The organism is Citrobacter sp. JGM124, from assembly GCF_018257795.1.
Lineage (GTDB): Bacteria > Pseudomonadota > Gammaproteobacteria > Enterobacterales > Enterobacteriaceae > JGM124.
On record NZ_JAERJD010000007.1, the window covers coordinates 80,188 to 103,211 of the forward strand.

22 protein-coding genes are annotated in these 23,024 nt (G+C 52.8%); 7 read left to right on the forward strand and 15 right to left on the reverse strand.

From position 1 onward, the window contains the following. Window positions 1-20 precede the first annotated feature (20 nt). Entirely contained in the window at window positions 21-1,406 is a 1,386-nt protein-coding gene (cysS, locus tag JK154_RS11125; RefSeq protein ID WP_211992607.1) for a cysteine--tRNA ligase, read from the reverse strand. Between the two features lie 175 nt (window positions 1,407-1,581). Here cysS and ppiB point away from each other — a divergent pair, with 175 nt between their 5' ends. The 4 genes from ppiB (at window position 1,582) to purK (ending at window position 4,515) form a co-directional block, all read left to right on the forward strand. After that, the gene (ppiB, locus tag JK154_RS11130) at window positions 1,582-2,076 is read left to right on the forward strand and encodes a peptidylprolyl isomerase B (RefSeq protein WP_211992608.1); all 495 of its coding nucleotides are present in this window, start codon (window positions 1,582-1,584) and stop codon (window positions 2,074-2,076) included. Next, window positions 2,076-2,798 carry a UDP-2,3-diacylglucosamine diphosphatase gene (gene lpxH / locus JK154_RS11135; protein ID WP_211992609.1) on the forward strand — a complete coding sequence of 241 codons (723 nt, stop codon included), beginning with the start codon at window positions 2,076-2,078 and terminating at the stop codon, window positions 2,796-2,798. Before ppiB ends, lpxH begins: the two co-directional genes overlap by 1 nt. Window positions 2,799-2,935: 137 nt before the next feature. After that, window positions 2,936-3,445 carry a 5-(carboxyamino)imidazole ribonucleotide mutase gene (gene purE / locus JK154_RS11140; protein WP_211992610.1) on the forward strand — a complete coding sequence of 170 codons (510 nt, stop codon included), beginning with the start codon at window positions 2,936-2,938 and terminating at the stop codon, window positions 3,443-3,445. After that, window positions 3,442-4,515, forward strand: a complete 1,074-nt coding sequence (purK, locus tag JK154_RS11145) for a 5-(carboxyamino)imidazole ribonucleotide synthase (RefSeq protein WP_211992611.1) — start codon at window positions 3,442-3,444, stop codon at window positions 4,513-4,515. Before purE ends, purK begins: the two co-directional genes overlap by 4 nt. Window positions 4,516-4,591: 76 nt before the next feature. On the opposite strand, the gene ybbP is transcribed toward purK, so the two are convergent. Both ybbP and ybbA read right to left on the reverse strand, forming a co-directional pair. After that, on the reverse strand, window positions 4,592-7,006 hold the full coding sequence (gene ybbP / locus JK154_RS11150; RefSeq protein WP_211992612.1) for a putative ABC transporter permease subunit YbbP: 2,415 nt from the start codon (window positions 7,004-7,006) through the stop codon (window positions 4,592-4,594). Continuing rightward, window positions 7,003-7,689 (reverse strand): putative ABC transporter ATP-binding protein YbbA, encoded by a 687-nt coding sequence (ybbA, locus tag JK154_RS11155; protein WP_211992613.1) that lies wholly within the window; start codon window positions 7,687-7,689, stop codon window positions 7,003-7,005. The genes ybbP and ybbA overlap by 4 nt, the downstream gene beginning before the upstream one ends. Between ybbA and tesA the strand changes: the two genes are divergently transcribed. From tesA to JK154_RS11170, 3 genes are all read left to right on the forward strand, one after another. After that, complete coding sequence (gene tesA, locus JK154_RS11160; RefSeq protein WP_211992614.1) at window positions 7,657-8,280, forward strand: multifunctional acyl-CoA thioesterase I/protease I/lysophospholipase L1; 624 nt, start codon at window positions 7,657-7,659, stop codon at window positions 8,278-8,280. The two genes, ybbA and tesA, sit on opposite strands and share 33 nt — an antisense overlap. Window positions 8,281-8,365: 85 nt before the next feature. Beyond that, window positions 8,366-9,175 (forward strand): SDR family oxidoreductase, encoded by an 810-nt coding sequence (locus JK154_RS11165; protein WP_211992615.1) that lies wholly within the window; start codon window positions 8,366-8,368, stop codon window positions 9,173-9,175. A gap of 58 nt (window positions 9,176-9,233) precedes the next feature. After that, window positions 9,234-10,088: a co-chaperone YbbN gene (locus tag JK154_RS11170; protein ID WP_211992616.1), complete on the forward strand. Its 855-nt coding sequence runs from the start codon at window positions 9,234-9,236 to the stop codon at window positions 10,086-10,088. Between the two features lie 224 nt (window positions 10,089-10,312). On the opposite strand, the gene JK154_RS11175 is transcribed toward JK154_RS11170, so the two are convergent. The 12 genes from JK154_RS11175 to JK154_RS11230 form a co-directional block, all read right to left on the reverse strand. Beyond that, window positions 10,313-12,109: a DUF2235 domain-containing protein gene (locus tag JK154_RS11175; RefSeq protein WP_211992617.1), complete on the reverse strand. Its 1,797-nt coding sequence runs from the start codon at window positions 12,107-12,109 to the stop codon at window positions 10,313-10,315. 2 nt (window positions 12,110-12,111) lie between these two features. Continuing rightward, complete coding sequence (locus JK154_RS11180) at window positions 12,112-12,660, reverse strand: DUF3304 domain-containing protein (RefSeq protein WP_211992618.1); 549 nt, start codon at window positions 12,658-12,660, stop codon at window positions 12,112-12,114. Between the two features lie 13 nt (window positions 12,661-12,673). Then, window positions 12,674-13,267: a hypothetical protein gene (locus JK154_RS11185; protein ID WP_211992619.1), complete on the reverse strand. Its 594-nt coding sequence runs from the start codon at window positions 13,265-13,267 to the stop codon at window positions 12,674-12,676. Window positions 13,268-13,316: 49 nt separating this feature from the next. Beyond that, window positions 13,317-13,871, reverse strand: a complete 555-nt coding sequence (locus JK154_RS11190; RefSeq protein WP_211992620.1) for a DUF3304 domain-containing protein — start codon at window positions 13,869-13,871, stop codon at window positions 13,317-13,319. A 49-nt stretch (window positions 13,872-13,920) separates the two neighbouring features. Next, entirely contained in the window at window positions 13,921-14,475 is a 555-nt protein-coding gene (locus JK154_RS11195) for a DUF3304 domain-containing protein (RefSeq protein ID WP_211992621.1), read from the reverse strand. Between the two features lie 49 nt (window positions 14,476-14,524). Beyond that, window positions 14,525-15,079, reverse strand: a complete 555-nt coding sequence (locus JK154_RS11200; RefSeq protein WP_211992622.1) for a DUF3304 domain-containing protein — start codon at window positions 15,077-15,079, stop codon at window positions 14,525-14,527. Window positions 15,080-15,157: 78 nt separating this feature from the next. After that, window positions 15,158-15,985 (reverse strand): DUF4123 domain-containing protein, encoded by an 828-nt coding sequence (locus JK154_RS11205; protein ID WP_211992623.1) that lies wholly within the window; start codon window positions 15,983-15,985, stop codon window positions 15,158-15,160. Beyond that, window positions 15,985-18,318: a type VI secretion system Vgr family protein gene (vgrG, locus tag JK154_RS11210; protein WP_211992624.1), complete on the reverse strand. Its 2,334-nt coding sequence runs from the start codon at window positions 18,316-18,318 to the stop codon at window positions 15,985-15,987. The genes JK154_RS11205 and vgrG overlap by 1 nt, the downstream gene beginning before the upstream one ends. Before the next feature lie 4 nt (window positions 18,319-18,322). Next, entirely contained in the window at window positions 18,323-18,847 is a 525-nt protein-coding gene (tssJ, locus tag JK154_RS11215; protein ID WP_211992625.1) for a type VI secretion system lipoprotein TssJ, read from the reverse strand. 35 nt (window positions 18,848-18,882) lie between these two features. Then, on the reverse strand, window positions 18,883-19,965 hold the full coding sequence (tssG, locus tag JK154_RS11220) for a type VI secretion system baseplate subunit TssG (protein ID WP_211992626.1): 1,083 nt from the start codon (window positions 19,963-19,965) through the stop codon (window positions 18,883-18,885). Beyond that, window positions 19,929-21,698 (reverse strand): type VI secretion system baseplate subunit TssF, encoded by a 1,770-nt coding sequence (gene tssF, locus JK154_RS11225; RefSeq protein ID WP_211992627.1) that lies wholly within the window; start codon window positions 21,696-21,698, stop codon window positions 19,929-19,931. Before tssF ends, tssG begins: the two co-directional genes overlap by 37 nt. Window positions 21,699-21,731: 33 nt before the next feature. Beyond that, window positions 21,732-22,985 (reverse strand): hypothetical protein, encoded by a 1,254-nt coding sequence (locus JK154_RS11230; RefSeq protein ID WP_211992628.1) that lies wholly within the window; start codon window positions 22,983-22,985, stop codon window positions 21,732-21,734. Between the last annotated feature and the right edge of the window lie 39 nt (window positions 22,986-23,024).

Below are 23,024 nucleotides of genomic sequence, written 5' to 3' on the forward strand. Positions count from 1 at the left end.
TTAATGGAACTGAAACAGCGTTATTTACGGCGCCAGATGGTGCCTTCCGCGCTGTCTTCTAACACGATGTTCAGCGCGTTCAGACGATCCCGCGCCTGGTCTGCAAGTGCCCAGTTTTTACTGGCACGGGCTTCAATACGCTGTTGAATCAAAGCTTCAATCTCAGCGACTTCCTCAGTATCAACTTGTGCACCGCTTTGCAGGAACTGTTCTGGATCTTGTTCCAGCAAGCCCAGGACAGAAGCCAGTTCACGCAGTGCAGAAGCCAGGCCATTTGCGGCTTGTGGATTTTCCACTTTCAGGCGGTTAATTTCACGCGCCATATCAAACAGCACCGAGTAGGCTTCCGGGGTATTAAAGTCATCATCCATAGCTTCACAGAAACGCGCAACGTAAGCCTCACCACCCGCAGCGGGAACGCGGTTATCAGTACCACGTAATGCGGTATAGAGGCGGCCCAGCGCAGCACGGGCTTGTTGCAGGTTTTCTTCACAATAGTTGAGCTGGCTACGATAGTGCCCTGAAATCAGGAAGTAACGTACCGTTTCCGCATCATAGTGCTTCAGCACATCACGCACAGTAAAGAAATTACCCAGGGATTTTGACATTTTTTCGCGATCGACCATCACCATACCGGAATGCATCCAGGTATTGACGTAACTCCCACTGTGAGCGCAAGTGGACTGTGCCAGTTCGTTCTCATGGTGGGGGAAGATCAAATCAGAACCACCACCGTGCAAGTCGAAATGGTTACCCAGCTGTTTACAGTTCATGGCAGAACACTCAATGTGCCAGCCAGGACGCCCCATACCCCAAGGCGATTGCCAGCTTGGCTCACCGGGTTTGGACATTTTCCATAGCACAAAGTCCATTGGATTACGTTTGGCATCCACCACATCAACACGCGCACCGGCCTGGAGTTGATCAAGATCCTGGCGCGACAGTACGCCATAATTAGGATCGCTCTCAACAGAGAACAAGACATCCCCATTGTCGGCGACATAAGCATGGCCTCTATCCAGAAGCTGCTGAACGATTTCGATGATTTCCGGGATATGATTTGTCGCACGAGGTTCACTGTCCGGACGCTGGATGTTCAATGCATCAAAATCTTTGTGCATCTCAACCACCATACGATCCACCAGGCTCACAAAATTCTCACCATTTTCCTGGGCTCGTTTGATAATTTTGTCATCAATATCGGTGATATTACGGACATAAGTCAGTTCATAACCCCGATAACGTAAGTAACGAGCGACCACATCAAAGGAGATAAAAGTCCGTCCATGCCCAATATGACAGAGATCGTAAACGGTGATACCACACACGTACATGCCGACTTTCCCGGCATGAATGGGCTTAAATTCCTCTTTTTGGCGCGTCAGGGTATTAAAAATTTTTAACATCTGGAGGTTCCATATCTGTGTGTGGAAAGGCAATTGCTTATCTTGGCGAAAGATTTTACCCCGAAGCGGCTTGCTTTGCATTACTGACGCGATACTAAGAGTTATGTTATAAAAGCACACTGATACGACGGCGCAATCTGCCGCAATATCCACTGACACTTATTAGGATATAAAAATGGTCACTTTCCACACTAATCATGGCGATATTGTTATTAAAACTTTTGATGACAAGGCCCCCATTACCGTTAAAAACTTCCTCGACTACTGCCGGGAAGGTTTCTATAACAACACCATTTTCCACCGTGTAATAAACGGCTTTATGGTCCAGGGCGGCGGTTTTGAGCCGGGTATGCATCAGAAAGCAACCAAAGATACCATTCAGAACGAAGCTAATAACGGCCTGAAAAATACCCGCGGTACTCTGGCTATGGCCCGTACCCAGGCACCACACTCTGCCAGTGCACAGTTCTTTATCAACGTGGTTGATAACGACTTTCTGAACTTCAGCGGCGAAAGCCTGCAAGGCTGGGGCTACTGTGTTTTTGCCGAAGTCGTCGAAGGCATGGACGTGGTTGATAAAATTAAAGGTGTCGCAACAGGCCGCAGTGGCATGCACCAGGATGTACCAAAAGAAGATGTCATTATTCAAAGCGTGACCGTTAGCGAATAATGTCCACACTGTTCATTGCAGATTTGCATCTGTGTGATGAAGAACCGGCGATAACCGCCGGTTTTATTCATTTTCTCAGCCATCAAGCCGTCAACGCAGACGCACTCTATATTTTGGGTGATCTGTTTGAGAGCTGGATTGGCGATGATGATCGCCAGCCACTTCATCAACATATCGCCAGTGCGATTAAAACCCTGGTGGACTCTGGTGTTCCCTGTTATTTCATCCATGGTAATCGTGATTTTCTGATCGGCAAGGCTTTTGCCAGGGCGAGTGGCATGATTCTGTTACCGGAACTTCAGGTTCTTGATCTGTATGGTCGGAAGATGCTGATTATGCATGGGGACACACTCTGTACCGATGACAGCGGTTATCAGGCATTTCGCCAGAAGGTTCACACTCCCTGGATACAAACCCTGTTCCTCACTTTGCCCTTGTTTATTCGTCGTCATATTGCGGCAAAAATGCGAGCGGGGAGCAAGGCCGCCAACAGCAGTAAATCCCTGACCATTATGGATGTTAATCCACAGGCAGTGATAGATGTCCTGACTGAGTATCAGGCACAGTGGTTAATCCACGGTCATACCCATCGTCCGGAAATTCATGAACTGACCGCCAATCAGCAGCCTGCCTTTCGTTGTGTGTTAGGCGCCTGGCATGAGGAAGGTTCAATGATTAAAGTCACCCCTGAATCCGTTGAACTGATTTCATTTCCTTTTTAACTAAAATCTCTTTTTTTGCCGCTTTCGCTCCGACGCAACCGTTTTCCTTCATGAATGTTCATGGTATTCTCTCAACCCTTGTGACCGAATGCGGCGCGTTCGGTGATTTCCGCACACCCACAGGAGTTTTGAGACGCATGTCTTCTGAACACACCCCGGCCTCTGTCGCCATTGTTATGGGTTCAAAAAGTGACTGGGCAACGATGCAGTTTACCGCTGAAATCCTCACCACCCTGAATATTCCTCATCATGTGGAAGTCGTCTCTGCCCATCGCACCCCAGACAAACTGTTCAGCTTTGCCGAACAAGCCGAAGATAACGGTTATCAGGTGATTATTGCCGGTGCAGGAGGCGCTGCTCACCTGCCCGGGATGCTGGCGGCGAAAACGCTGGTCCCGGTATTGGGTGTCCCGGTACAAAGTGCCGCTCTCAGTGGGGTTGATAGCCTCTACTCTATTGTACAAATGCCCCGGGGGATCCCGGTAGGTACCCTGGCTATTGGTAAAGCCGGTGCCGCGAATGCCGCCTTACTGGCCGCACAAATTCTGGCACTGCAGGATAAGTCCCTGGCTCAACGTCTGGCTAACTGGCGTCAAAGCCAGACTGATGACGTTCTGAATTCACCGGACCCCCGGGGTGAAGCATGAAACCCGTTTGCGTGTTAGGTAACGGTCAACTGGGGCGTATGTTACGCCAGGCCGGTGAACCTTTGGGTATCCAGGTCTATCCCGTTGGGCTCGATGCCAATCCGGCGGCAGTTCCCTTTACCCAGAGTGTGATTACTGCCGAGATTGAACGCTGGCCTGAAACGCCCCTGACCCGTGAGCTGGCACAGCATAATGCCTTTGTAAATCGTGACATATTCCCGATTATTGCCGATCGCCTGACCCAGAAACAATTGTTTGACCGGCTTGGTCTGGCGACCGCCCCCTGGCAGCTACTGGCAGATCCTCAGCAGTGGGATGAGGTCTTTGCTACCCTGGGCCCCCTGGGGATAGTAAAACGCCGTACCGGTGGTTACGATGGCCGTGGCCAATGGCGTCTGCGGATTGATGAAACCGCCCAGTTACCTGATGAGTGTTATGGTGAGTGCATCGTTGAGCAGGGGATTAATTTTTCGGGTGAAGTTTCCTTGATTGGAGCACGGGCCACTGACGGGACGACCGTTTTTTATCCGCTAACCCATAATTTGCATCAGGACGGGATACTGCGCACCAGCGTGGTGTTCCCCCATGCACTTCGTGAGCACCAGCAGCAGGCTGAAACCATGCTCGGTGCTATTATGGATGAACTCAAGTACGTCGGCGTCATGGCGATGGAGTGTTTTATTACGCCCGCAGGATTACTGATCAATGAACTCGCTCCCCGGGTGCATAACAGCGGTCACTGGACTCAGAACGGTGCCTCAATCAGTCAGTTTGAATTGCATCTGCGTGCCATTCTTGACCTGCCGTTACCCAAACCAGTGATTAATGCCCCATCCGTGATGATCAACCTGATCGGCACCGATCTCAGTTATGATTGGTTAAAGCTGCCACTGGTTCACCTGCACTGGTATGACAAATCTGTCCATGCGGGCCGTAAAGTGGGCCATCTCAATCTCAATGACAGTGACACAGCACGTCTCAGTGCTTCACTGGAAGCCTTAGTGCCATTGCTGCCCCCTGAATATGCCAGTGGTATTGCCTGGGCACAGAGAAAGCTGGTAAAGCCGTAACCCTTTGAGTGGTCTTAATCAACATGCCCGCCACCCGTGCGGGCATGTTTTATTATCACTTTCCGACCAGGATATATCAGGAGACAAATCGGCGGAACAATGCCCGGCCTTTCAGTAACCGAAGCCCGAGCCAGCCCCCACACAAGGAGAGTAAAACCGCCCCTGTCAACGGCAGAATCACCCACAACCGCCAGTCTGGCTCCCAGGGAAAGTCAAAGACTTTGGTTTGCAGCAATCCGAGGGCGGTTTCTGCCCCCAGTGCGGCGACCAGGCCAGAAACCAAACCTAACAAGGCAAACTCCCACCATAAGGTCGTTCGCAGCAGCTTCTTAGCCGCACCAAGGGTGCGATAAACCACCAGTTCCTGATGCCGCTGGCGCATACCGACCTGTACCTGAGCCAGTAATAATAACAGTCCACAAGCCGTCACCAGTATCACCATCAGTTCCAGCGCCCGGCTGACTTGTTCCAGGACCTGGCTAACCTGTTTAATAATCGCGCCAATATCCAGCAAGCTGACCGTCGGAAACTCGCGATTTAATTCCGTCAGCAGGTGATTATCCCCTTCCCAGCGAAAACTGGTGAGGAAACTTTGGGGCTGATTTTCCAGCGCTCCTGGCGGGAAAATAAAGTAAAAGTTAGGCCGCATACTCTCCCAGTCTACTTTGCGCAGGCTGGTGACTTTGGCACTGAAAGGCTGGGTATCCCCCATAAAGGTCAGCGTATCCCCCAGTTTAATACCCAGCCGCCTGGCGACGGCTTCATCCATTGACGTCTCCCCTGCCTTCGGTGGCCAGTAACCGCTGACGATAGGATTATGTTCCGGTCTGCCACTTTGCCAGGTGAGATTAAGCTCCCGATTGAGCGCTTCATCAGGATTGCCTTCCGTCGAATGGCCGTTAATTTCTGTCATGCGTACCCGGACAATGGGATAAAAATTATCCGATTTTACTCCATGGCGGGTCAGAAAGCCTTGCACCGGCTCCACCTGATCAGGGGCGATGTTAATCAGGAAATAGTTAGGGCTTTCTTCCGGGAGCTGTTGCTGCCAGCGATCCAGCAAGTCGCCCCGCAGCACCAACAATAGCGCCAGTAACATGAAGGATAATGAGAATGCGGCCAGTTGGCTGAGTGTCACCCAAGGTTGCCTTAACAGGCGATTTATCGCCAGCCGCAGAGCCAAGTGTTTTACCGTTAGCGCTCTGAGTAACTTCAACACCCCAAAACCAACTCCCCCTGCCAGCACCGCCAGTACGAGTATCCCTGCCAGCACCGCCCACAGTAAGGTATTTCCCCCCATAAGTAAGGCTAACAGGGCAACAACGACCCCCGTCATCACCGGCAGATAAACTTTTAGCGGCCAAATATTGGCCACCGCATCCTGGCGCAAGACACGCAACGGTTGAGTCGCCAGCAATAAACGATAAGGGCGGATACCCACAAGGACTGAAATGGCCACCATCGACCCCATCGCCCATAACCAAGGCCAGAAGCTGGCGGCAGGCAACTCCCCGGGGAGTACTGGCCTGAGCAGATGCATGAGCAAGGATTCAAAAATAAGACCAATCACAGAGCCGGTGATGGCGGATAACAGCAATACCATAACCCACTGACCAATGATCAGTTTAGCCAGTGCCCTTCGCCCGGCTCCCAGGGTTTTTAAGATAGCCACCAAATCATAGCGACTACGGCAATAATGGCTCATCGCCACCGTGACGGCGGCAATAGCCAGTAACAGGGTCAGTAAGGCTGAAAGTAACAGGAACTGTTGGGCACGCTGTAACGATTTCCCCAGGGCTCCTTCATCTTGTTCCAGCCCTATCCAGCGCTGCTCTGGTTGCAGCTTCGGCAACAAATAGCGTTCATACTGCTGGAATTGTTCCGGTGTACCCGCAAATTTATAGCGCCATGAAATACGGCTGCCTGGCTGAACTGCACCGGTTTTTTCCACATCCGCCATGTTCATCATCAGTCTTGGGGCTATCTGGAAAGGGTTAAATCCTGCATCAGGCTCCTGTAATACTTCCCCGACAATACGCAGCCTGGCATCCCCAACATCAATGTTATCCCCCTGTTTTAAACCCAGCAAGGCCATCAGACGAGGGGCCAACAGTACCGTTCCGGGTTCTGCTTTCAGCCCGGGAGGCTGGGTATCCAGCTCACCATACAGGGGGTAGGTTCCATCCACAGCCTTAACATCTGCCAGTTGCGGGGTATCCCCGGCAAACGTCATGGTGGCAAAAATCAGCTGTTTACCGACGGTTAGCCCGGCTTTAGTGGCTTCTTCCAGCCAGGCATCGGGCACGGCACGAGGCGCGCGTAATACACGATCTCCCGCCATAAAATCACGGCTTTGCTGACTCAGGCCTTGTTCCATGCGGTCACTGATACTGCCCAGTGCCAGCACGCAGGCAACCGCCAGACTTAAAGCCAGCCAGACAATAATTAACGCCGGGGATTTCCATTCACGCCAAAACCAACGCCCTATCATGCTTCCTCCCACAACTTACCGTCCCGGACACGCAAACGCCTGTCACAACGGGCGGCAAGGTGCTCATCATGTGTGACCAGTATCAGGGTGGTGGCATGGTCACGATTCAGAGAAAACAGTAAATCAGCGATGCGGTCACCAGTCTGGCGATCCAAGTTACCTGTAGGTTCATCCGCAAACAGGACACCAGGGCTACCGTTAAAGGCACGCGCCAGCGCGACACGTTGCTGTTCTCCCCCGGACAGCTGGGCTGGCAAATGGTGCAGACGCTTTTCAAGACCAAGCTGCGCTAACAGTGCTTTGGCTTGATCGCGACTGGTGGCATCATTTTCTCCCCGCAGTAATGCAGGGAGTTCAACGTTTTCCAGCGCACTGAGAGTGGGGACCAGCATGAAGGACTGAAACACAAAACCGATATGACGGGCCCGCAAAGCTGCCCGTTGTTCTTCATCCATTTTGTGTAATGGCTGCCCCATCAGGTAAACTTCACCCGCGGTGCCATCATCAAGACCAGCGAGTATAGCCAACAGTGTTGACTTGCCTGATCCTGACTCACCAATCAAGGCGATGGTCTGTGCCGGTTTGACAAGTAGCTCAACTCCGGTAAGGATGGACAGCTCATGTTCCCCCTGACCTACGGACTTGCTAAGATGATGAACTTCAACACTGTATTCCGCTGGCATTTGCCCTTCCTGTTTCTAGTCTTGATGACGTTTCGTGCCGCTGCGGCAGACACGCTATTAATTTTGGGTGATAGCCTGAGTGCCGGTTATCGTATGGCGGCAAACAGCGCCTGGCCTGCACTGCTGAATAAGCAGTGGTCCCCGAAAAATATCCAGGTGGTTAATGCAAGCATCAGTGGTGACACCGCCGCACAGGGCCTGTCACGCCTGCCCGCTTTACTGGAACAACATAAACCAGAGTGGGTGCTCATTGAACTGGGTGGCAATGACGGTTTACGTGGTTTTCCACCCCAGTCAGTCTCCTCCACCCTGCAGCAAATCATTAGCCAGGTAAAGGAAAGCGGTGCAAAACCACTGCTGATGCAAATTCGACTGCCCGCTAATTATGGTCGCCGTTATAATGAGGCTTTCAGCGCCATCTATCCGCAACTCGCTGAAAAGAATGCCACGCCTTTACTGCCCTTCTTTATGGAACAGGTTTATCTAAAACCTGAGTGGATGCAAGATGATGGCATTCATCCAACATCAGAAGCGCAACCTTTTATCACTGACTTAATGGCCAAAGAACTGGCACCTTTAGTGAGTCAGTAAAACCAATGACAGCCCATCACGATGTCCTGGATTTATCATCACCTCCGGGTGATATATCAACCAAACCAGGACTTAACAGTTAACCATGACTAATACATTAACGGAGCATACTTCAGGTAAAGTTATGCAAAAATCTATTTTAATTACCGGATGTTCAAGCGGCATTGGTCTTGCCAGCGCCCAGCGACTGAGCGCAGAAGGCTACCGAATTATTGCTGCCTGCCGTAAACCTGAAGATGTGGAGCGCATGAACACCGCCGGGTTTACTGGCATCCTGATGGATCTTGATTCTGCACAAAGCATCCAGCAAGCCGCGGAGCAAGTTATCGCCCTGACCGATAACCGTTTATATGGGTTATTTAACAACGCCGGTTATGGCGTTTATGGTCCACTCTCCACCATCAGTCGTGACCAACTGGAACAACAGTTTTCGACCAATTTTTTCGGTGTTCACCAGCTGACCATGCTGTTACTCCCGGCCATGCTGCCCCACCACGAGGGGCGTATTGTGATGACCAGCTCAGTTCTGGGGCTGGCGGCAACACCTGGCCGTGGAGCTTATGCTGCCAGTAAATATGCCCTGGAAGCCTGGTCTGATGCTTTGCGTATGGAGCTATATCACTCGGGGATTCAGGTGAGCCTGATTGAACCGGGCCCCATTAGCACCCAGTTCACGGCTAACGTTAACCAGACTCAAAGGGATAAACCGGTTCATAATCCTGGCATCGCGGCACGCTTTACTCTGGGACCTGATGCCGTTGCCAGTAAGGTATTGCACGCATTTTCCAGCCCGAGGGCTAAATTACGCTACCCCGTCACCATGGTGACCCATGTTATAGGCTGGGCGCGCCGCCTGTTACCCACCTGCCTGTTGGATAAAATTTTACGGACTTGAGTTGAAGCGCTACGACTCGCCCCCATTAAGAACCTAAATACCGAACAGAGAATCGCTAATGTCCACTGAATATATTATCAATATTACTGAAGCGAACTTACACCAAACCCTGGAACAGTCGGCAGTAAAACCAGTACTGTTCTATTTTTGGTCTGCACGTAGTCAGCATTGTGAACAACTGACTCCCATTCTTGAAAGTTTAGCCGCCCAGTATCATGGCCAGTTTATTCTGGCCAAACTAGACTGTGATGCTGAACAGATGATCGCCTCGCAATTTGGTCTGCGCGCTATTCCAACCGTCTATTTGTTCCAGAATGGTCAGCCCGTTGACGGCTTCCAGGGGCCACAGCCAGAAGAGGCCATTCGTGCCTTACTGGACAAAGTATTACCCCGTGAAGAAGAACTGAAAGCGCAGCAAGCTGCCGAACTGATGGCGGAAGGTCGTCATGCAGAAGCGTTGCCATTGTTGAAAGAGGCCTGGCAGCTTTCCAGCCAGAACAGTGAAATAGGATTGATGCTGGCAGAGGTACAAATCGCCCTCAACCGCAGTGATGACGCGCAACAAGTGCTGCAAACTATTCCTTTGCAGGATCACGACAGCCGCTATCAAGGGCTACTGGCGCAAATTGAGCTTTTGAAACAAGCGGCTGATACCCCAGAAATCCAGCAACTGCAACAACAGGCAGAAAACGATCCTGACAATGGGGTCATTGCCAGCCAGCTGGCGCTGCAACTGCATCAGGTGGGGCGCAATGAAGAAGCGCTGGAACTCCTCTACGGACATCTGCAAAAAGCATTAACGGCCGGTGACGGCCAGGTGCGTAAAGTCTTTATGGATATTCTGGCCGCATTGGGTACAGGTGATGCCCTGGCATCTAAATATCGTCGTTATATGTACGCCCTGCTCTACTGATTAAAATTGGGCCTGACGTGGTCAAAAATACCGTTCACGTCAGTCTCTGGCTGTGGATCAAGCCCTGGCCTCCTGGTCAGGGCTTTGACTGACTCGGTTCGGAATAAACTGACCGGGATACCTGAATCACGCGCTGCCCGAGTGGTCATGTCATCCTGCTTTACGACCCCTGAGCCGATATCCCCCTACCCATGGTTGCCAGCGGCGTCTTTGCCGCCATCATTTTACCCACGAGGCTCCAACCAGCGTACAGAAAAATACCCGTCATTGATGTCCTCAGTACACTGCACATCATGCACGAACCACGCATAAAGAACCGATGAGTCCACACACCATCGTACTGGCGGGGGTTTACCATGAAATGCCGCGTCACCACATTCCCGAAAATACTTGGCACGAATTTTCGCTGGCTCAAAAATATTATCCTGGTAAATTTTTGGATAAGGGTAAGACTTCTCGGTCAACAAAACGTCAGCCTGCCGGGAGACAACAGATAACCAGCCCCAGTGTTTTTTCAGCGTTGCAATATCCTCATTCGCTTTATCCCTCGCCGCGCGTGCTTGGGGAGTCATTCCCGCGAATCCCGCCATCGATGACGGGGATGTCAATATTCCGCTCAGGATGCCTTCCAGCCTGTACAGTTCACTTTTATATTCGTAAAACTGCCGTCCCAGCCACTCAAAATAGCCATCAAGATGCCGGTTCATTGCCTGGTAACTCAGCGCGGTGGCATTAACCGCGCTCTGGTATGTGCTGACCCATTGATCAACCGATTCATTTTCCACCCCGTCACTCAGGTCGAAATAAGACCATACCAACCGGTCAGTCTTGTACAGCGTGCTGAAATCAGGAAAAGGCACAGAGGACTTCATGGCCTCCGCGTACATCTTCCGCAGCGACACCCGGCACAGCTCCGCGCTCGGCTTTTGTACATCCGGTTTCAGCCCACCCCCGATATCCTCACTGCACCCCGGCATCAGCACTTCCTGATGCTCAAAACCCTCCCGCCCGGTGCGGTACACGCACCGCCAGCGCCGCCGCTCATGGGCCGCCACCAGGTGCAGCGACTTTTTGACGGCCTCCGGCAGGGGCGACATATGCTCAAGATATTTTCGCCCGAACAGCGATCCCACCGTTCCCGCCGTTTTAGCGACCGGCCCGGGCAGCCAGCTGACCGCCGCCGCCGCGTAGTCCAGACCGTCATCGCTGCTCTCCGGCGTGTCCCGCGAGCAGTCAAACAGCCCGGCAAACACGATATCCACCGGGACGCCGCGAAAAACAGGTTTTCCACTCGTTTTTTTGTCGCATATCTCACCCAGCAGCATATCGATAAATTGCCGGGCCAGCGTGCCGCCCATATCAAAGCCAAAGACAGATACCGAAATCAACCGCACCGGAACTTCTCCGCCTTTTGCCGCCTCCTCAAATGACTGCTCAAAGCGCGCTTTCATGCTGTTAAGGCGCGTGTCCGCGCCAGTCACAAAGTTGTAGGCCATAAAGGCCGAGTCGCGCAGCCACGGCGTCGCCTCGATGCTCACCCGCTTCACCGCGTTCACCGCCGAGTCCTTCAGCATCCCCAGCCGTCCCTTCGGGGTCAGCAGCGTGTCCTTCATCTCCGTCAGGACGTCCTTGCCGCTGGCGCCCCCTACCGACGACTGAAAGGCCTCTTTCGCCATATCCACGGGCTTGTCCTTCAGGTCATCCAGCAGCGAGCCCAGGGATTTATCCATCATCCCCTGAAGGCGTTCATCCTCCGTTTCATCAAACGACGTGCCCAGCCCGGATATGTAGTGCCTGCTGTAAGTTGTGTTTGGCGTACTGCTTTCTGGAACGGGATATGCCCGATACAACCGGGCGATATTGCTCAGCCGGTTTTCCGGCGCGTCCTGCTCAATATTGCGCCCCACGCCGTCAAAAAAGAACCCGATATGCAGCACCCGTGAGCAGTTCCCCAGCTGGTAGTCGCAGGACTGCTGCGCCCGGTGCGCCGCCGCAATCATCGCATCCAAATCCATTTCCATTGTCACTTATCCTCTGTGTGTACTGGTGGCGGTGTGTAGTTCGGGCTGCGCGGATCGTAGGGCGAAAATGCGTTATCGCTCCACCCCAGTAGCACCTTATCTCCCGGTAAAAAATGGACGTGCAGATCGTTTTCGCCCCTCTTGCGCTCAGGCAATGGCATCACCACCCGCCGCTGCTCCGGCCGCATCCCCGCCTCGTACTGTGGCCCGGTGACGCTGAGCGTCCAGATCACCTCGGCGGTCTTCCCTCGGACACTGCCGCAGCAGGTTGTGTTACTACCAATACCAGAGGATGGATTGTTAGGGTTATACACCCCCGTATTTGGCCCGGCCATGCCGTTCACGCTGAACCCCAGAATGGGCCGGTCAATTTTGCTATGAGCGACAAGAGTCACGCCGCCCATCGGCGGGGCCCAGAACATCACCCACACTATCCACCCGAGCAGAAACACTACCGGCAGCGATATCAGCCCCCAGAGCCACACTTTTCGCCGGGCATAAAACCGGGTGAAAGCCACATCCATCTGTTCCAGTCGTTTAAAAAAATTCATGATTTATCCTTTATCATCCCTTCAGGCACGGGCTGAAGGTTTCAATTGTTGATTCGAATTTGTAAGTCGGCAGAAGCGCCGAAGGGGTATAATTCGGGCTGCGCGGATCGTAGGGCGAAAATGCGTTATCGCTCCACCCCAGTAACACCTTATCTCCCGGTAAAAAGTAAACGTGCAGATCGTCCTCACCCCGCTTGCGCTCTGGCAGTGGCATCACCACCCGCCGCTGCTCCGGCCGCATCCCTGAATCATACTGTGGCCCGGTAACATCCAGCGTCCAGATCACCTCGGCGGTTTTCCCGCGGACACTGCCGCAGCAAGTTGTGGCACCGCCACTTTCATTCGTATATTTATTATTCGGATCATGAGCGCTAGCATTCCCCCCAGCAACACCGTTCACGCTGAATTCCAGAATAGGCCGGTCTATTTTACTGTGAATAATCAGCGTCACGCCGCCCGCCGGCGGGGCACAGAACATCACCCACACTATCCACCCGAGCAGAAAAACCACCGGCAGCGATATCAGCCCCCAGAGCCACACTTTTCGCCGGGCATAAAACCGGGTGAAAGCCATATCCATCTGCTCCAGTCGTTTAAAAAAATTCATGATTTATCCTTTATCATCCCTTCAGGCACGGGCTGAACCTTTCAATTGTTTATTCGAGCCTGTGGGCCGGCAGAAGTGGCGAAGGGGTATAATTCGGGCTGCGCGGGTCGTAGGGCGAGAATGCGTTATCACTCCATCCCAGTAACACCTTATCTCCCGGTAAAAAATGGACGTGCAGATCGTTTTCGCCCCGCTTGCGTTCTGGCAGTGGCATAATGACCTTATGAACCTCTTGTCGTAGTCCGGCGTTATACTGCGCTCTGGTATAAGTCACAGTCCAGATCACCTCGGCGGTCTTTCCGCGGACACTGCCGCAGCAGGTTGTATTACGGCCAACCCCGGAAGATGGATTACTGGGGTTGTACGCCCCCGTATTTGGTCCGGCCATCCCATTAACGCTGAAGCCCAGAATGGGCCGTTCAATTTTGCTATGAGCGACAAGAGTCACGCCGCCCATCGGCGGGGCCCAGAACATCACCCACACTATCCACCCGAGCAGAAAAACCACCGGCAGCGATATCAGCCCCCAGAGCCATACTTTTCGCCTGGCATAAAACCGGGTGAAAGCCATATCCATCTGCTCCAGTCGTTTAAAAAAATTCATGATTTATCCTTCATCATCCCTTCAGGCACGGGCTGAAGGTTTCAATTGTTTATTCAAGTCTGTGAGCCGGCAGAAGTGCTGAAGGGGTATAGTTCGGGCTGCGCGGATCGTAGGGCGAGAACGCGTTATCGCTCCACCCCAGCAGCACCTTATCTCCCGGCAAAAAATGGACGTGCAGGTCGTTTTCGCCCCGCTTACGCTCTGGCAGTGGCATAATGACCTTATGGACCTCTTGTCGTAATCCGGCGTTATACTGCGCTCTGGTATAAGTAACGGTCCAGATCACCTCGGCGGTCTTTCCGCGGACACTGCCGCAGCAGGTGGTTTTACCATTCTCACCCGCATACTTATTACCGGGGTCAAAAGCCCCGGCATTCCCCCCAGCCATGCCGTTCACGCTGAACTCCAGAATGGGCCGGTCTATTTTGCTGTGAATAATCAGCGTCACACCGCCCATCGGCGGAGCCCAGAACATCACCCACACTATCCACCCGAGCAGAAACACTACCGGCAGCGATATCAGCCCCCAGAGCCATACTTTTCGCCGGGCATAAAACCGGGTGAAAGCCATATCCATCTGCTCCAGTCGTTTAAAAAAATTCATGATTTATCCTTTATCATCCCTTCAGGCACGGGCTGAAGGTTTCAATTGTTTATTCAAGTCTGTGAGCCGGCAGAAGTGCTGAAGGGGTATAATTCGGGCTGCGCGGATCGTAGGGCGAGAACGCGTTATCACTCCACCCCAGTAACACCTTATCTCCCGGTAAAAAATGGACGTGCAGGTCATTCTCGCCCCGCTTGCGCTCAGGCAATGGCATCACTACCCGCCGCTGCTCCGGCCGCATCCCTGAATCATACTGTGGCCCGGTAACATCCAGCGTCCAGATCACCTCGGCGGTCTTTCCGCGGACACTGCCACAGCAGGTTGTGTTACTACCAATACCAGAGGATGGATTATTAGGGTTGTACACCCCCGTATTTGGCCCGGCCATGCCGTTCACGCTGAACTCCAGAATGGGCCGGTCAATTTTGCTATGAGCGACAAGAGTCACGCCGCCCATCGGCGGGGCCCAGAACATCACCCACACTATCCACCCGAGCAGAAACACCACCGGCAGCGATATCAGCCCCCAGAGCCATGCTTTACGCCGGGCATAAAACCGGGTGAAAGCCACATCCATCTGTTCCAGTCGTTTAAAAAAATTCATGATTTATCCTTCATCATCCCTTCAGGCACGGGCTGAACCTTTCAATTGTTTATTCGAGCCTGTGAGCCGGTATTCTCCTTAATCATCCGTTATCTGGCCCCTGGACAGCCTGTTTGCCAAAGAAGGGACGTCCTTAAATGCTTCCTCTAATGAACCGCCTGCAGCCAGGGATGCCAACAGGGCCTTCCCACCATTGAGGTAACAAAGTGCATACAGCTTGCTGTCTGCACCCTCGGTTATCCCGGCATGTTTGGCTTTTCTGAGCGCTTTAATCACCATGTCACGCTGAACGCAGGGGGAGAAGTGCTGGCTTGATGGCATCGTCTGCCATTGAGCCAGCACGCTGCTGATTTCTGGTTTATCCGCTATCTTCTGCCATGTTGCTTCATTCAGACGGATAACAGGATTAGCAGGAAGTCGGGATGTGGAGTCAGAAAGGGGGATTGGTTCCCATTTATCGTTGCCGGGTATCCACCACTGTGCAATATCCCGGAATAAAAAGGCGTGCCAGTCACTCTCTGAGGATAAGGCCAGCACATTAAGAACATGTGGCGCATAAAAACGTACCAATGAAGTATGATTGTCTGGCCCCACAAGGGTACAGCCTCTGGAAAGTTGGATCGCGACAGAAGAAAGATGCCGGTGAGCAACAATAATACCCACTACCCCTGCAAGAACCTCCAGATGGCCGGATAACTGAGCTTGATTTTTTACCTCCAGTAGCCAGGGGCCGTACTCCTGAAATTCTGCCAGCTGTGGATGGAGATACAATGAATGCATACAGGGTGCATGTTGTGAATGAAATATCCGAAAATCCTCCAGTGGCTGCGCCCCGGACTCAAATACCAGATAAGTATATGTTTCTTTATTATTGAACAGTGTCTGTTGTAACACGCTGATATCCATCACTGGGCTCCCATAACAATGGCGCTGTTTGATTTAATGGCGTTCAGCAGGCACGGGATACAAATATCGTCCGTTATGGTGGGATACCGGATTGGAATATTCAGCGGCAAACTCGCCGCACCCGCCGCCATCGTCCGCTTCACGTTACGCCGATACGACGCTGTCGTGCCATACTCGACCTTCCCGGCCTCCAGGCGCAGATAGCTCCCGCCCCCCATCAGCGTGATACGTTTTTTTCCGGTAAAGGCGATATCACTCGCCGAACTCAGCGTCAGCATCTTCTGTGCAAACAATCGCAGGCTGGCGTTCTGCGCCTGGATATCGACCGGCCCCTCTGCGGATTTCAGACTCAACTGGCCACTGCGGGCGAAGAGCCCCAGCCGTTCTCCGGCAAGGGCGGCCAGATTCCCCATAGCCCCGATGCTGATATCGCCCCCGGCATTCATCGCCAGGTTGCTGCCTGCTGTCAGCTGCATATCCTCACCACTGGTCAGGACCATGCCTTCCGGGGCCGAGAACAGCACGGCCTGGTTAAGCGGTTTCAACCGTTGCTCAAACATCTGTATCTGGCTGTCCACATCGCCCTTCAGCGCCTGTGCTCTTTCTGCCGCTATTTCCAGCTGTTGCAGTTGCTGGTTCAGCCTGTCGATTTCCTTCAATGCGGCATCCCTGTCAAGTGCCTCCCCCCGGGATTTAGCCTGGGCATCTGCGCTGACGAACAACCCCTTCCCGGCCCTCAGGGTTCCCCACTCGTCGGTGCGCAGCTCAGTACCCTGGCCACGACGTTGCCCCTGGCTGTCTACCAGGTGCCCGCTGTTAAGCTGTGTCCGGCCGTATTCCGTGGCAAGTTTGATGTGCTCCTCACCGCGCTGGTCTTCCATTCTCAGCTTGGTGTTCGCCGGTGTGCGCAGAATGTTCCGGGTGTGATTGTCACGGTTCACCAGATCCGGATGTGCGGCGTCGTGCAGCGCACAGGCGATGTACGGCAGGTCAATATCCCCCCGGCTGTAGGCAATCGCCACTTCTGTCCCGTCGATGAGCGGCGTATGCCAGCCCAGTGTCTCACCGGCGGTCGGCTTCGCCATCCGCAACCACAGGTAGTCGTAACCGGGTTCTGTTCCGTCCCGGTCGAAGTCCAGCCTCACCCGGTAGCGCCCCTGTTCGTCCAGGTGAGCATAAATAGTATTTTTTTCACGGCTTTCTATCCGGGCAGGAAGCGTGCCCGGGATGACCGGGCGCGGGACTTCTACCGGGCGGAAGCAGTAACGTTCGGTGTAAGGCATTCCCCAGACCGACACATGCAGACGGGAATCACGGCCCCCCCGGAAGGTGGCCAGGGTGAGGATGACACCGTCTTTCAGGGCGGCAATGACATTGCCCTGCGGCTCCAGCACCTGCCCGGGTGTCAGGTGTGCAGCATTGCTGAACAGGTGAATACGGGCCGTCCTGCTGAGCTCCCGCTCGTGGTGAAGCCGGGCGTAGAACGCGCCTGACTCAGTTTCCGGTTCAGGGCTGGTGTCATCCCCCGCCTCACGGTAAGCCATGACATGGTGGTAATGCTCCCCGGAGGTGACCGCATCATTACGCACGCTGACCGTGGCATCCATCGGCGCACTGGCAGTCCGGTAATTGTAGTCTTGTGTGGTGACGGTGCCGGTGGCAATACTGTGCCAGGCCCGCACATCCCAGACCGACTCTGCCGCCCCGTCAAACAGACCCGATGGCTCGCTGTAGGGCAACCGTACATCAAACTGGTAGTTAAGCTGGCTGTCGCCCAGCAGGTAAGTATCCAGGCCACGAACGTCGTCCATTTCCGTGCGCCAGTAAATGCCCACCTCAGACAGAATACGCTGGATGAACTGCAAGTCGCTCTCCTGCCACTGGGTGATAATTTCACGTGGCGGGTAACGGTGCGTCAGTCTGAATTCAAAATCGGGTCCTTCCAGCCCGTGTTTACGCAGTACCTGTTCCACGACCTCCGGGACGGACTGGTTCTGGTATACCGCGCACTGCCGGGTGTGTCCCAACAGCGCCAGGCGTGAACTGAGCGTAAGCCGGTAGTGGGACTGATCCTTTGATGTGGACAGCCATTCCAGGTGGGTCACCCTGCCGTGAACCGTCTTGCCGCCACGCATCCGGAAGGAGGCATATTTCATCAGCACCTGTTCCGGGGAAATGTTCGCCTGTTGGGAAGTGAACTCGATGTCCCACCGGAATGGCTCGCTCAGAGCTTCTCTGCCGTAGAAGCGCAGGATATCCGGCTTCACGGTGCTGTCATTGATATCCAGAAAGTATCGGCTCTGTCCGTCAAAAAGTGTTAACCAGTTATCCATCACGTTACTCCTTCAGCGGCACAAGGCTGAGCCAGCCATCACCCAGTTCAATCGTGCGGGGTTTTTCCGGGTCGAGGTCGTCACGGGTCAGCACCAGACGCCAGCGGTTTTCTTTTTGATCCGGGCGGTTAAACAGCCCCACCACCGCCACGAACTGAGCATCTTCATCCATAGGCATATTGAGCGTCACGCTTCCCCCGGGCATCACCAACAGTGATTTTGATGCCAGTACGTCGTCCTTAAGTACCGTATCGGCATGACGCAGCAGGGTCTGGTAATCGGCAGCATCAACCGCTTTACGATCCCGGAGTTGATAGACCCGCACCATGATCGCCAGCGGCGTCTGTGCACCATCAGTGTTCAGAGCTGTGCGCGGGGTAAAATCCAGATGCAGGGTTTTAATTTTCTTGTAGAAGAGGGATTTGGTAATACTGACCGTCCCGTCCGCGACCGTCTGCGTCAGACCGCAGCCGGCGAGCAGGCTACAGGCAATAAGCGTCAGCGCCCACCAGCGGATTACTGTTACCATTCAAAAGTTCCTTTATTGAGAGTGGGAGAGCGTGGTTATTCAAAACGGTAATGCCCGTCTTCAGCGGGGGGTAATGCAGAATATTGCAATCCTTCGTAGCAGCCCAGACTGATGGTCAGGCTCTCCCGGTTATTGCTGAAACGTTCTGCTTTCAGACCCAGTAAACCGGTGCGGCCCAGTTGTATACGCCGTCCTTTCCCAAGACGAGGCTCTGGTAAAAAACGTACGGGGACAGTAAGGCGCAGTCGGGCGTCACTACGGTAGCCGAGATAGACACGCAGCAGAGCCCGCAAATCGGTATGGTGGGCACCACCGGGTAACCAGCCTTCGGCCTCGTCCGAATCCTCCGTCGTCAGTGTCACCAGTACCCGGCTACATGCTTCTTTTGCCGTTTTGCCAAGTGTGGCCCGCTGTGAAAGACGAACGCGGTTTTCGGCACCCAGTCCACCAGGGTTATCGATATGTACCCTGACCAGATCCGGTTCAGTGATAACAGCCTGGGTATGCGGTGCCAGCAGGCTTACCAGTGCCCGGATGCCTTCGGCATTGCGGGTGGGCAACCGCATGGTGCCCAACAAGGCCAGGAAACGGGAAACCGGCGTTGCCACCTGTTCAGCCGTGCCAGGTATACCGAGTCCGACCAGCCCTAGCAGACACTGGGATGTGTTATCTCTGCCACCCGCCTCGAAAGTGGCCGGATAGGCGTATTTTCGCCAGATGCGGTAATACTGCGTGGTGATACGATGACTGAAAATATCCAGAAATGAGGTGATCGCCTCATGCCCTTCTCGGTGCTGCGCAATATCATCCAGGTAGGATGTTGGTAGCGGAGAATCTACGCCATACATTCCCAGAAAGGTGGTACGAACCGTTGGGGGCTGTGCCGGATGGTCTTCATCGATTTCAACCGCTTTCAGGGTGCTGACCGGGAACCCCATACCCGGCCAGGGCCTGAATCGTACCGGATCGTTACCCGGGTGACTGGTTGCGCCCAGTTTCGGCGCGTCCGGGTTGTCCTGCTCCAGCAACTGGCAGAAACGATAAAAATTGGCCCGCCAGATATCTTTGTTAAGGGCTAAGGTCAGCCCGGCACGTGCTGGCTGTGATTCTCGCGCCATCTCAGTCGTTTCCCTGTTGGTTGCAGTACCAGTGTGAGCTGGTTAAAGAGGTGTATATCGGCATAAAGCGCGAAGAACCGGTGCAGCATCTCGCCGAAGAGATTCACATCGCCCTCACCGGCAAAATTGTCCACATTCAGCGTGACCTCTATGTCCACTCCCCGGAGCATAAAACCCTTCTCAAAACGGCGGATCAGGGTGTGCTTCACGGCCACTATCGCTTCAAGTCGACGGCGGTTCATTTCATCGTCAGTCCAGTCATAGAGCGCCAGTGTTCCCCGCAGAACTTCCGGATTGTCCATCATGCTGAGGAAATTTGAGCCCAGGTGACTCATCACCCGCCAGTGAAAACGGTCGTTTGCCGGGGGATACAGCGGCATCGTCGGTGCTGTGACGTTCAGCACTCTGACGGGCACCTTGTCGGTTTTGACTACCCTGTCCAGCAGCGTACTTTCCAGCGCTTTGCGCGGGAGCTGTCCATTCGTGCCAGTGATTCGCATCGAGAGGGACTCCGGTTTATCGGACAGCTGCTCCAGCTCGAACGAGCGCCCCCCGAGAATTAACCAGGTGTCATACAAACCAGCGGGGCCGCGCTTGACTCGAGTATGAAAATAACGCTCAGGGGCATCGTGGCGCATCATTCCGCCCCGGTGGCGAAAGCTGGTGAAGGGCACATAGGGATGCTTGCCATTTTTCACCGCACCATGAATATTATCGACGCTGTAAATCTCGGTATGACCATCCTGCAGACGCAACGGCCTGAGCAGGTATTCATTATCCAGCGGATTAAGCATCAGTGGATCGGCCTCCAGGGTAAAGAGATTGATAACCGGCGCACAATGCAGCCGAAAGTTTTCCGTCTCAAAAGGCAGATCAGATGACCATGTTTCACTGAGTACAATGTCGATTTCAAACCACGTACTGGCCGCAGTGAGCCCTATGGTGTCGAGGCCACGCAACGCAACAAACATAAACTTTGGGCGGAAGCTGAAATACTCCAGCAACAACTGGTAACCACTGAACGCCGTATCTGCTTTTTTCCACAGGCCGTCATGGTCATCAAAGCCCATGGGTTTACACCAGCCATCAAACTGATGACGTTCGGTGTGCGTCCCCGCATGGCGGGCATACATGGCATGTACACGACGGGTCATTGCCAGATGCAACGCTGAGTTAATCGGACTCTCTGCGTTGAGGTAAATGGCGACGTTGTCGATTCCGGCTTTACTCCAGTCCACTTTTTCGGGGCATTCAAAGCGTAGCCGGAGGGCGGAGCGGCCATCATTTTCTGTGTGCAGGCTTACGTCTGTAAGGTGCAGCGGCTGCAGCGTAACATCGCGAGTGCTCCGGTACTGACAGGCGGTTTTATGTGTCCCGACAGGACGTGACAGAACGGAGAAACCTTCAGCCAGTACTTCGGCCTGACGCAGACTACGCCAGTCAGGTGAGAACTCGACGATAGCCAGTGACGGAATAGTCCGCATATAGTGCGGCCATAACAGGCTTACCAGCCCTTCGGTCAGTTCGGGCAGGTCATCATCCAATTTTTCGCGCAGGCGCCCCATCAGGAAGGCAAAACCTTCAAACAGGCGTTCCACGTAAGGGTCGCGTGCACCAGGTTTATCCATGTTAAGCATTGCTGCCCGATCCGGATGAGCCTGGGCAAACTCTTTACCCGCTTCACGCAGGTAGCGCATCTCTGCTTCGTAATAGCGCAGGGTTAAGTCATCCATGTTGAAATGAATATCCTTCTAGATTAATGACCATTATTTAGGTTCTTTCGCTATATAGATTTCTGACGCGTAATCGCCCCTGTTTGAATAGGAATAAATAGACAGCATCACGTCATCTCCGTCGTAATTTATGTAAAAAGGTTCGAGAATACCTTCAACGGGAATAATCCTTTGAGTTGATTTTTTTTCAATATCAGTTTTCCAGATGCAACCCAGCGCACCGCTGTTGTCAAAATAAAATGTATTACTATCGGAACCCCAAATAAATTGGCGAATATATCCAAATTCATCGTCTGTAATTGAATTGTCAGCTTTGTTTGCAAAGACATTCAAACCTAAATCCGGGCGATTGACTGGAAATACATACATGCCTTCATCCGGCTCTTTAACATTCCCATCACTTGAAGCAAGTCGCCATTTTCCATCTGGTGAGATCAATGACGCATTGCATTCTGAACTACCACAATACCCCGTCCATGGTATTGTTTTTTTTGTCAGTGAATCTGCCTGCTCGGGGGATATATCTGAAATGCTTTTTTCACCACTGGGTGATATAAATAAATAATGATAATCTTGATCTGCATCATTCCCGACAGAAAAGTAGGCTAACGCATTTCCTTGCGTATCTCTGGCACGGGATATTACATCCAGATAACCATCATAGAGTTGAATGATGCGAGGGCTTGTATCATCAGTAAGTTCTACGAGAAGGGTAATATTCTTATCCTGATACCGTCCGCTGGCAGAAATATAAATATATAAATCATCGTTAACTTCCTGATACGTCAGCACTGACGATACATTGAGATTATCAATATTAATCCCCCCATCAAAACTATCAGAAGAAAATATTTTTTTTACTAACCATGGTGAGTCGGTTATTGTAAATCCTGACTTGGTTTTAATTGGGGCATCCAGTATTGCATCCAGTTTGTCGCCCTGGCGGTTGAAAATATCACTGACATTTTGGAGGTTATTGCTTGTTGCTAACTGTTTATTGCGAATTAAATAACTGTTAGTAATACAGGTTACATCACTCTGGCAGCTGTTTCTTTCTTGTAGCCACTCTTTTTGACGTTCAGCCAGGCGTCCATGACTTAAAGAACTGTCATAAGCCTTTTTGAAAAAATGGTTAAGGGCATTGTCAAGTCCTGATAAATACTCATTGCTACATATCGTTTTTTCTGTCGGTGATAAATTTGCAAGGGTACAATCAAATCCAGCCGCCAATCCATCCTGACTGACGTAAAGAAGGCATAATGCCACGATAATAGAACGATAAATCATATATTCCTTATTTGTTTTCTATCCTGCAGGACCGATTAA

What these genes read in the sequence shown, in the direction of transcription:
- purK (WP_211992611.1), top strand. Translation starts at nt 3,442, where the DNA reads ATGAAACCCGTTTGCGTGTTAGGTAACGGTCAACTGGGGCGTATGTTA.
- JK154_RS11205 (WP_211992623.1), bottom strand. Translation starts at nt 15,985, where the DNA reads ATGGATATCAGCGTGTTACAACAGACACTGTTCAATAATAAAGAAACA.
- ybbP (WP_211992612.1), bottom strand. Translation starts at nt 7,006, where the DNA reads ATGATAGGGCGTTGGTTTTGGCGTGAATGGAAATCCCCGGCGTTAATT.
- tssG (WP_211992626.1), bottom strand. Translation starts at nt 19,965, where the DNA reads ATGGCGCGAGAATCACAGCCAGCACGTGCCGGGCTGACCTTAGCCCTT.
- vgrG (WP_211992624.1), bottom strand. Translation starts at nt 18,318, where the DNA reads ATGGATAACTGGTTAACACTTTTTGACGGACAGAGCCGATACTTTCTG.
- cysS (WP_211992607.1), bottom strand. Translation starts at nt 1,406, where the DNA reads ATGTTAAAAATTTTTAATACCCTGACGCGCCAAAAAGAGGAATTTAAG.
- ppiB (WP_211992608.1), top strand. Translation starts at nt 1,582, where the DNA reads ATGGTCACTTTCCACACTAATCATGGCGATATTGTTATTAAAACTTTT.
- tssJ (WP_211992625.1), bottom strand. Translation starts at nt 18,847, where the DNA reads ATGGTAACAGTAATCCGCTGGTGGGCGCTGACGCTTATTGCCTGTAGC.
- JK154_RS11170 (WP_211992616.1), top strand. Translation starts at nt 9,234, where the DNA reads ATGTCCACTGAATATATTATCAATATTACTGAAGCGAACTTACACCAA.
- lpxH (WP_211992609.1), top strand. Translation starts at nt 2,076, where the DNA reads ATGTCCACACTGTTCATTGCAGATTTGCATCTGTGTGATGAAGAACCG.
- purE (WP_211992610.1), top strand. Translation starts at nt 2,936, where the DNA reads ATGTCTTCTGAACACACCCCGGCCTCTGTCGCCATTGTTATGGGTTCA.
- tesA (WP_211992614.1), top strand. Translation starts at nt 7,657, where the DNA reads ATGATGAACTTCAACACTGTATTCCGCTGGCATTTGCCCTTCCTGTTT.
- JK154_RS11175 (WP_211992617.1), bottom strand. Translation starts at nt 12,109, where the DNA reads ATGGAAATGGATTTGGATGCGATGATTGCGGCGGCGCACCGGGCGCAG.
- JK154_RS11230 (WP_211992628.1), bottom strand. Translation starts at nt 22,985, where the DNA reads ATGATTTATCGTTCTATTATCGTGGCATTATGCCTTCTTTACGTCAGT.
- JK154_RS11195 (WP_211992621.1), bottom strand. Translation starts at nt 14,475, where the DNA reads ATGAATTTTTTTAAACGACTGGAGCAGATGGATATGGCTTTCACCCGG.
- JK154_RS11190 (WP_211992620.1), bottom strand. Translation starts at nt 13,871, where the DNA reads ATGAATTTTTTTAAACGACTGGAGCAGATGGATATGGCTTTCACCCGG.
- JK154_RS11200 (WP_211992622.1), bottom strand. Translation starts at nt 15,079, where the DNA reads ATGAATTTTTTTAAACGACTGGAACAGATGGATGTGGCTTTCACCCGG.
- ybbA (WP_211992613.1), bottom strand. Translation starts at nt 7,689, where the DNA reads ATGCCAGCGGAATACAGTGTTGAAGTTCATCATCTTAGCAAGTCCGTA.
- JK154_RS11185 (WP_211992619.1), bottom strand. Translation starts at nt 13,267, where the DNA reads ATGAATTTTTTTAAACGACTGGAGCAGATGGATATGGCTTTCACCCGG.
- tssF (WP_211992627.1), bottom strand. Translation starts at nt 21,698, where the DNA reads ATGGATGACTTAACCCTGCGCTATTACGAAGCAGAGATGCGCTACCTG.
- JK154_RS11180 (WP_211992618.1), bottom strand. Translation starts at nt 12,660, where the DNA reads ATGAATTTTTTTAAACGACTGGAACAGATGGATGTGGCTTTCACCCGG.
- JK154_RS11165 (WP_211992615.1), top strand. Translation starts at nt 8,366, where the DNA reads ATGACTAATACATTAACGGAGCATACTTCAGGTAAAGTTATGCAAAAA.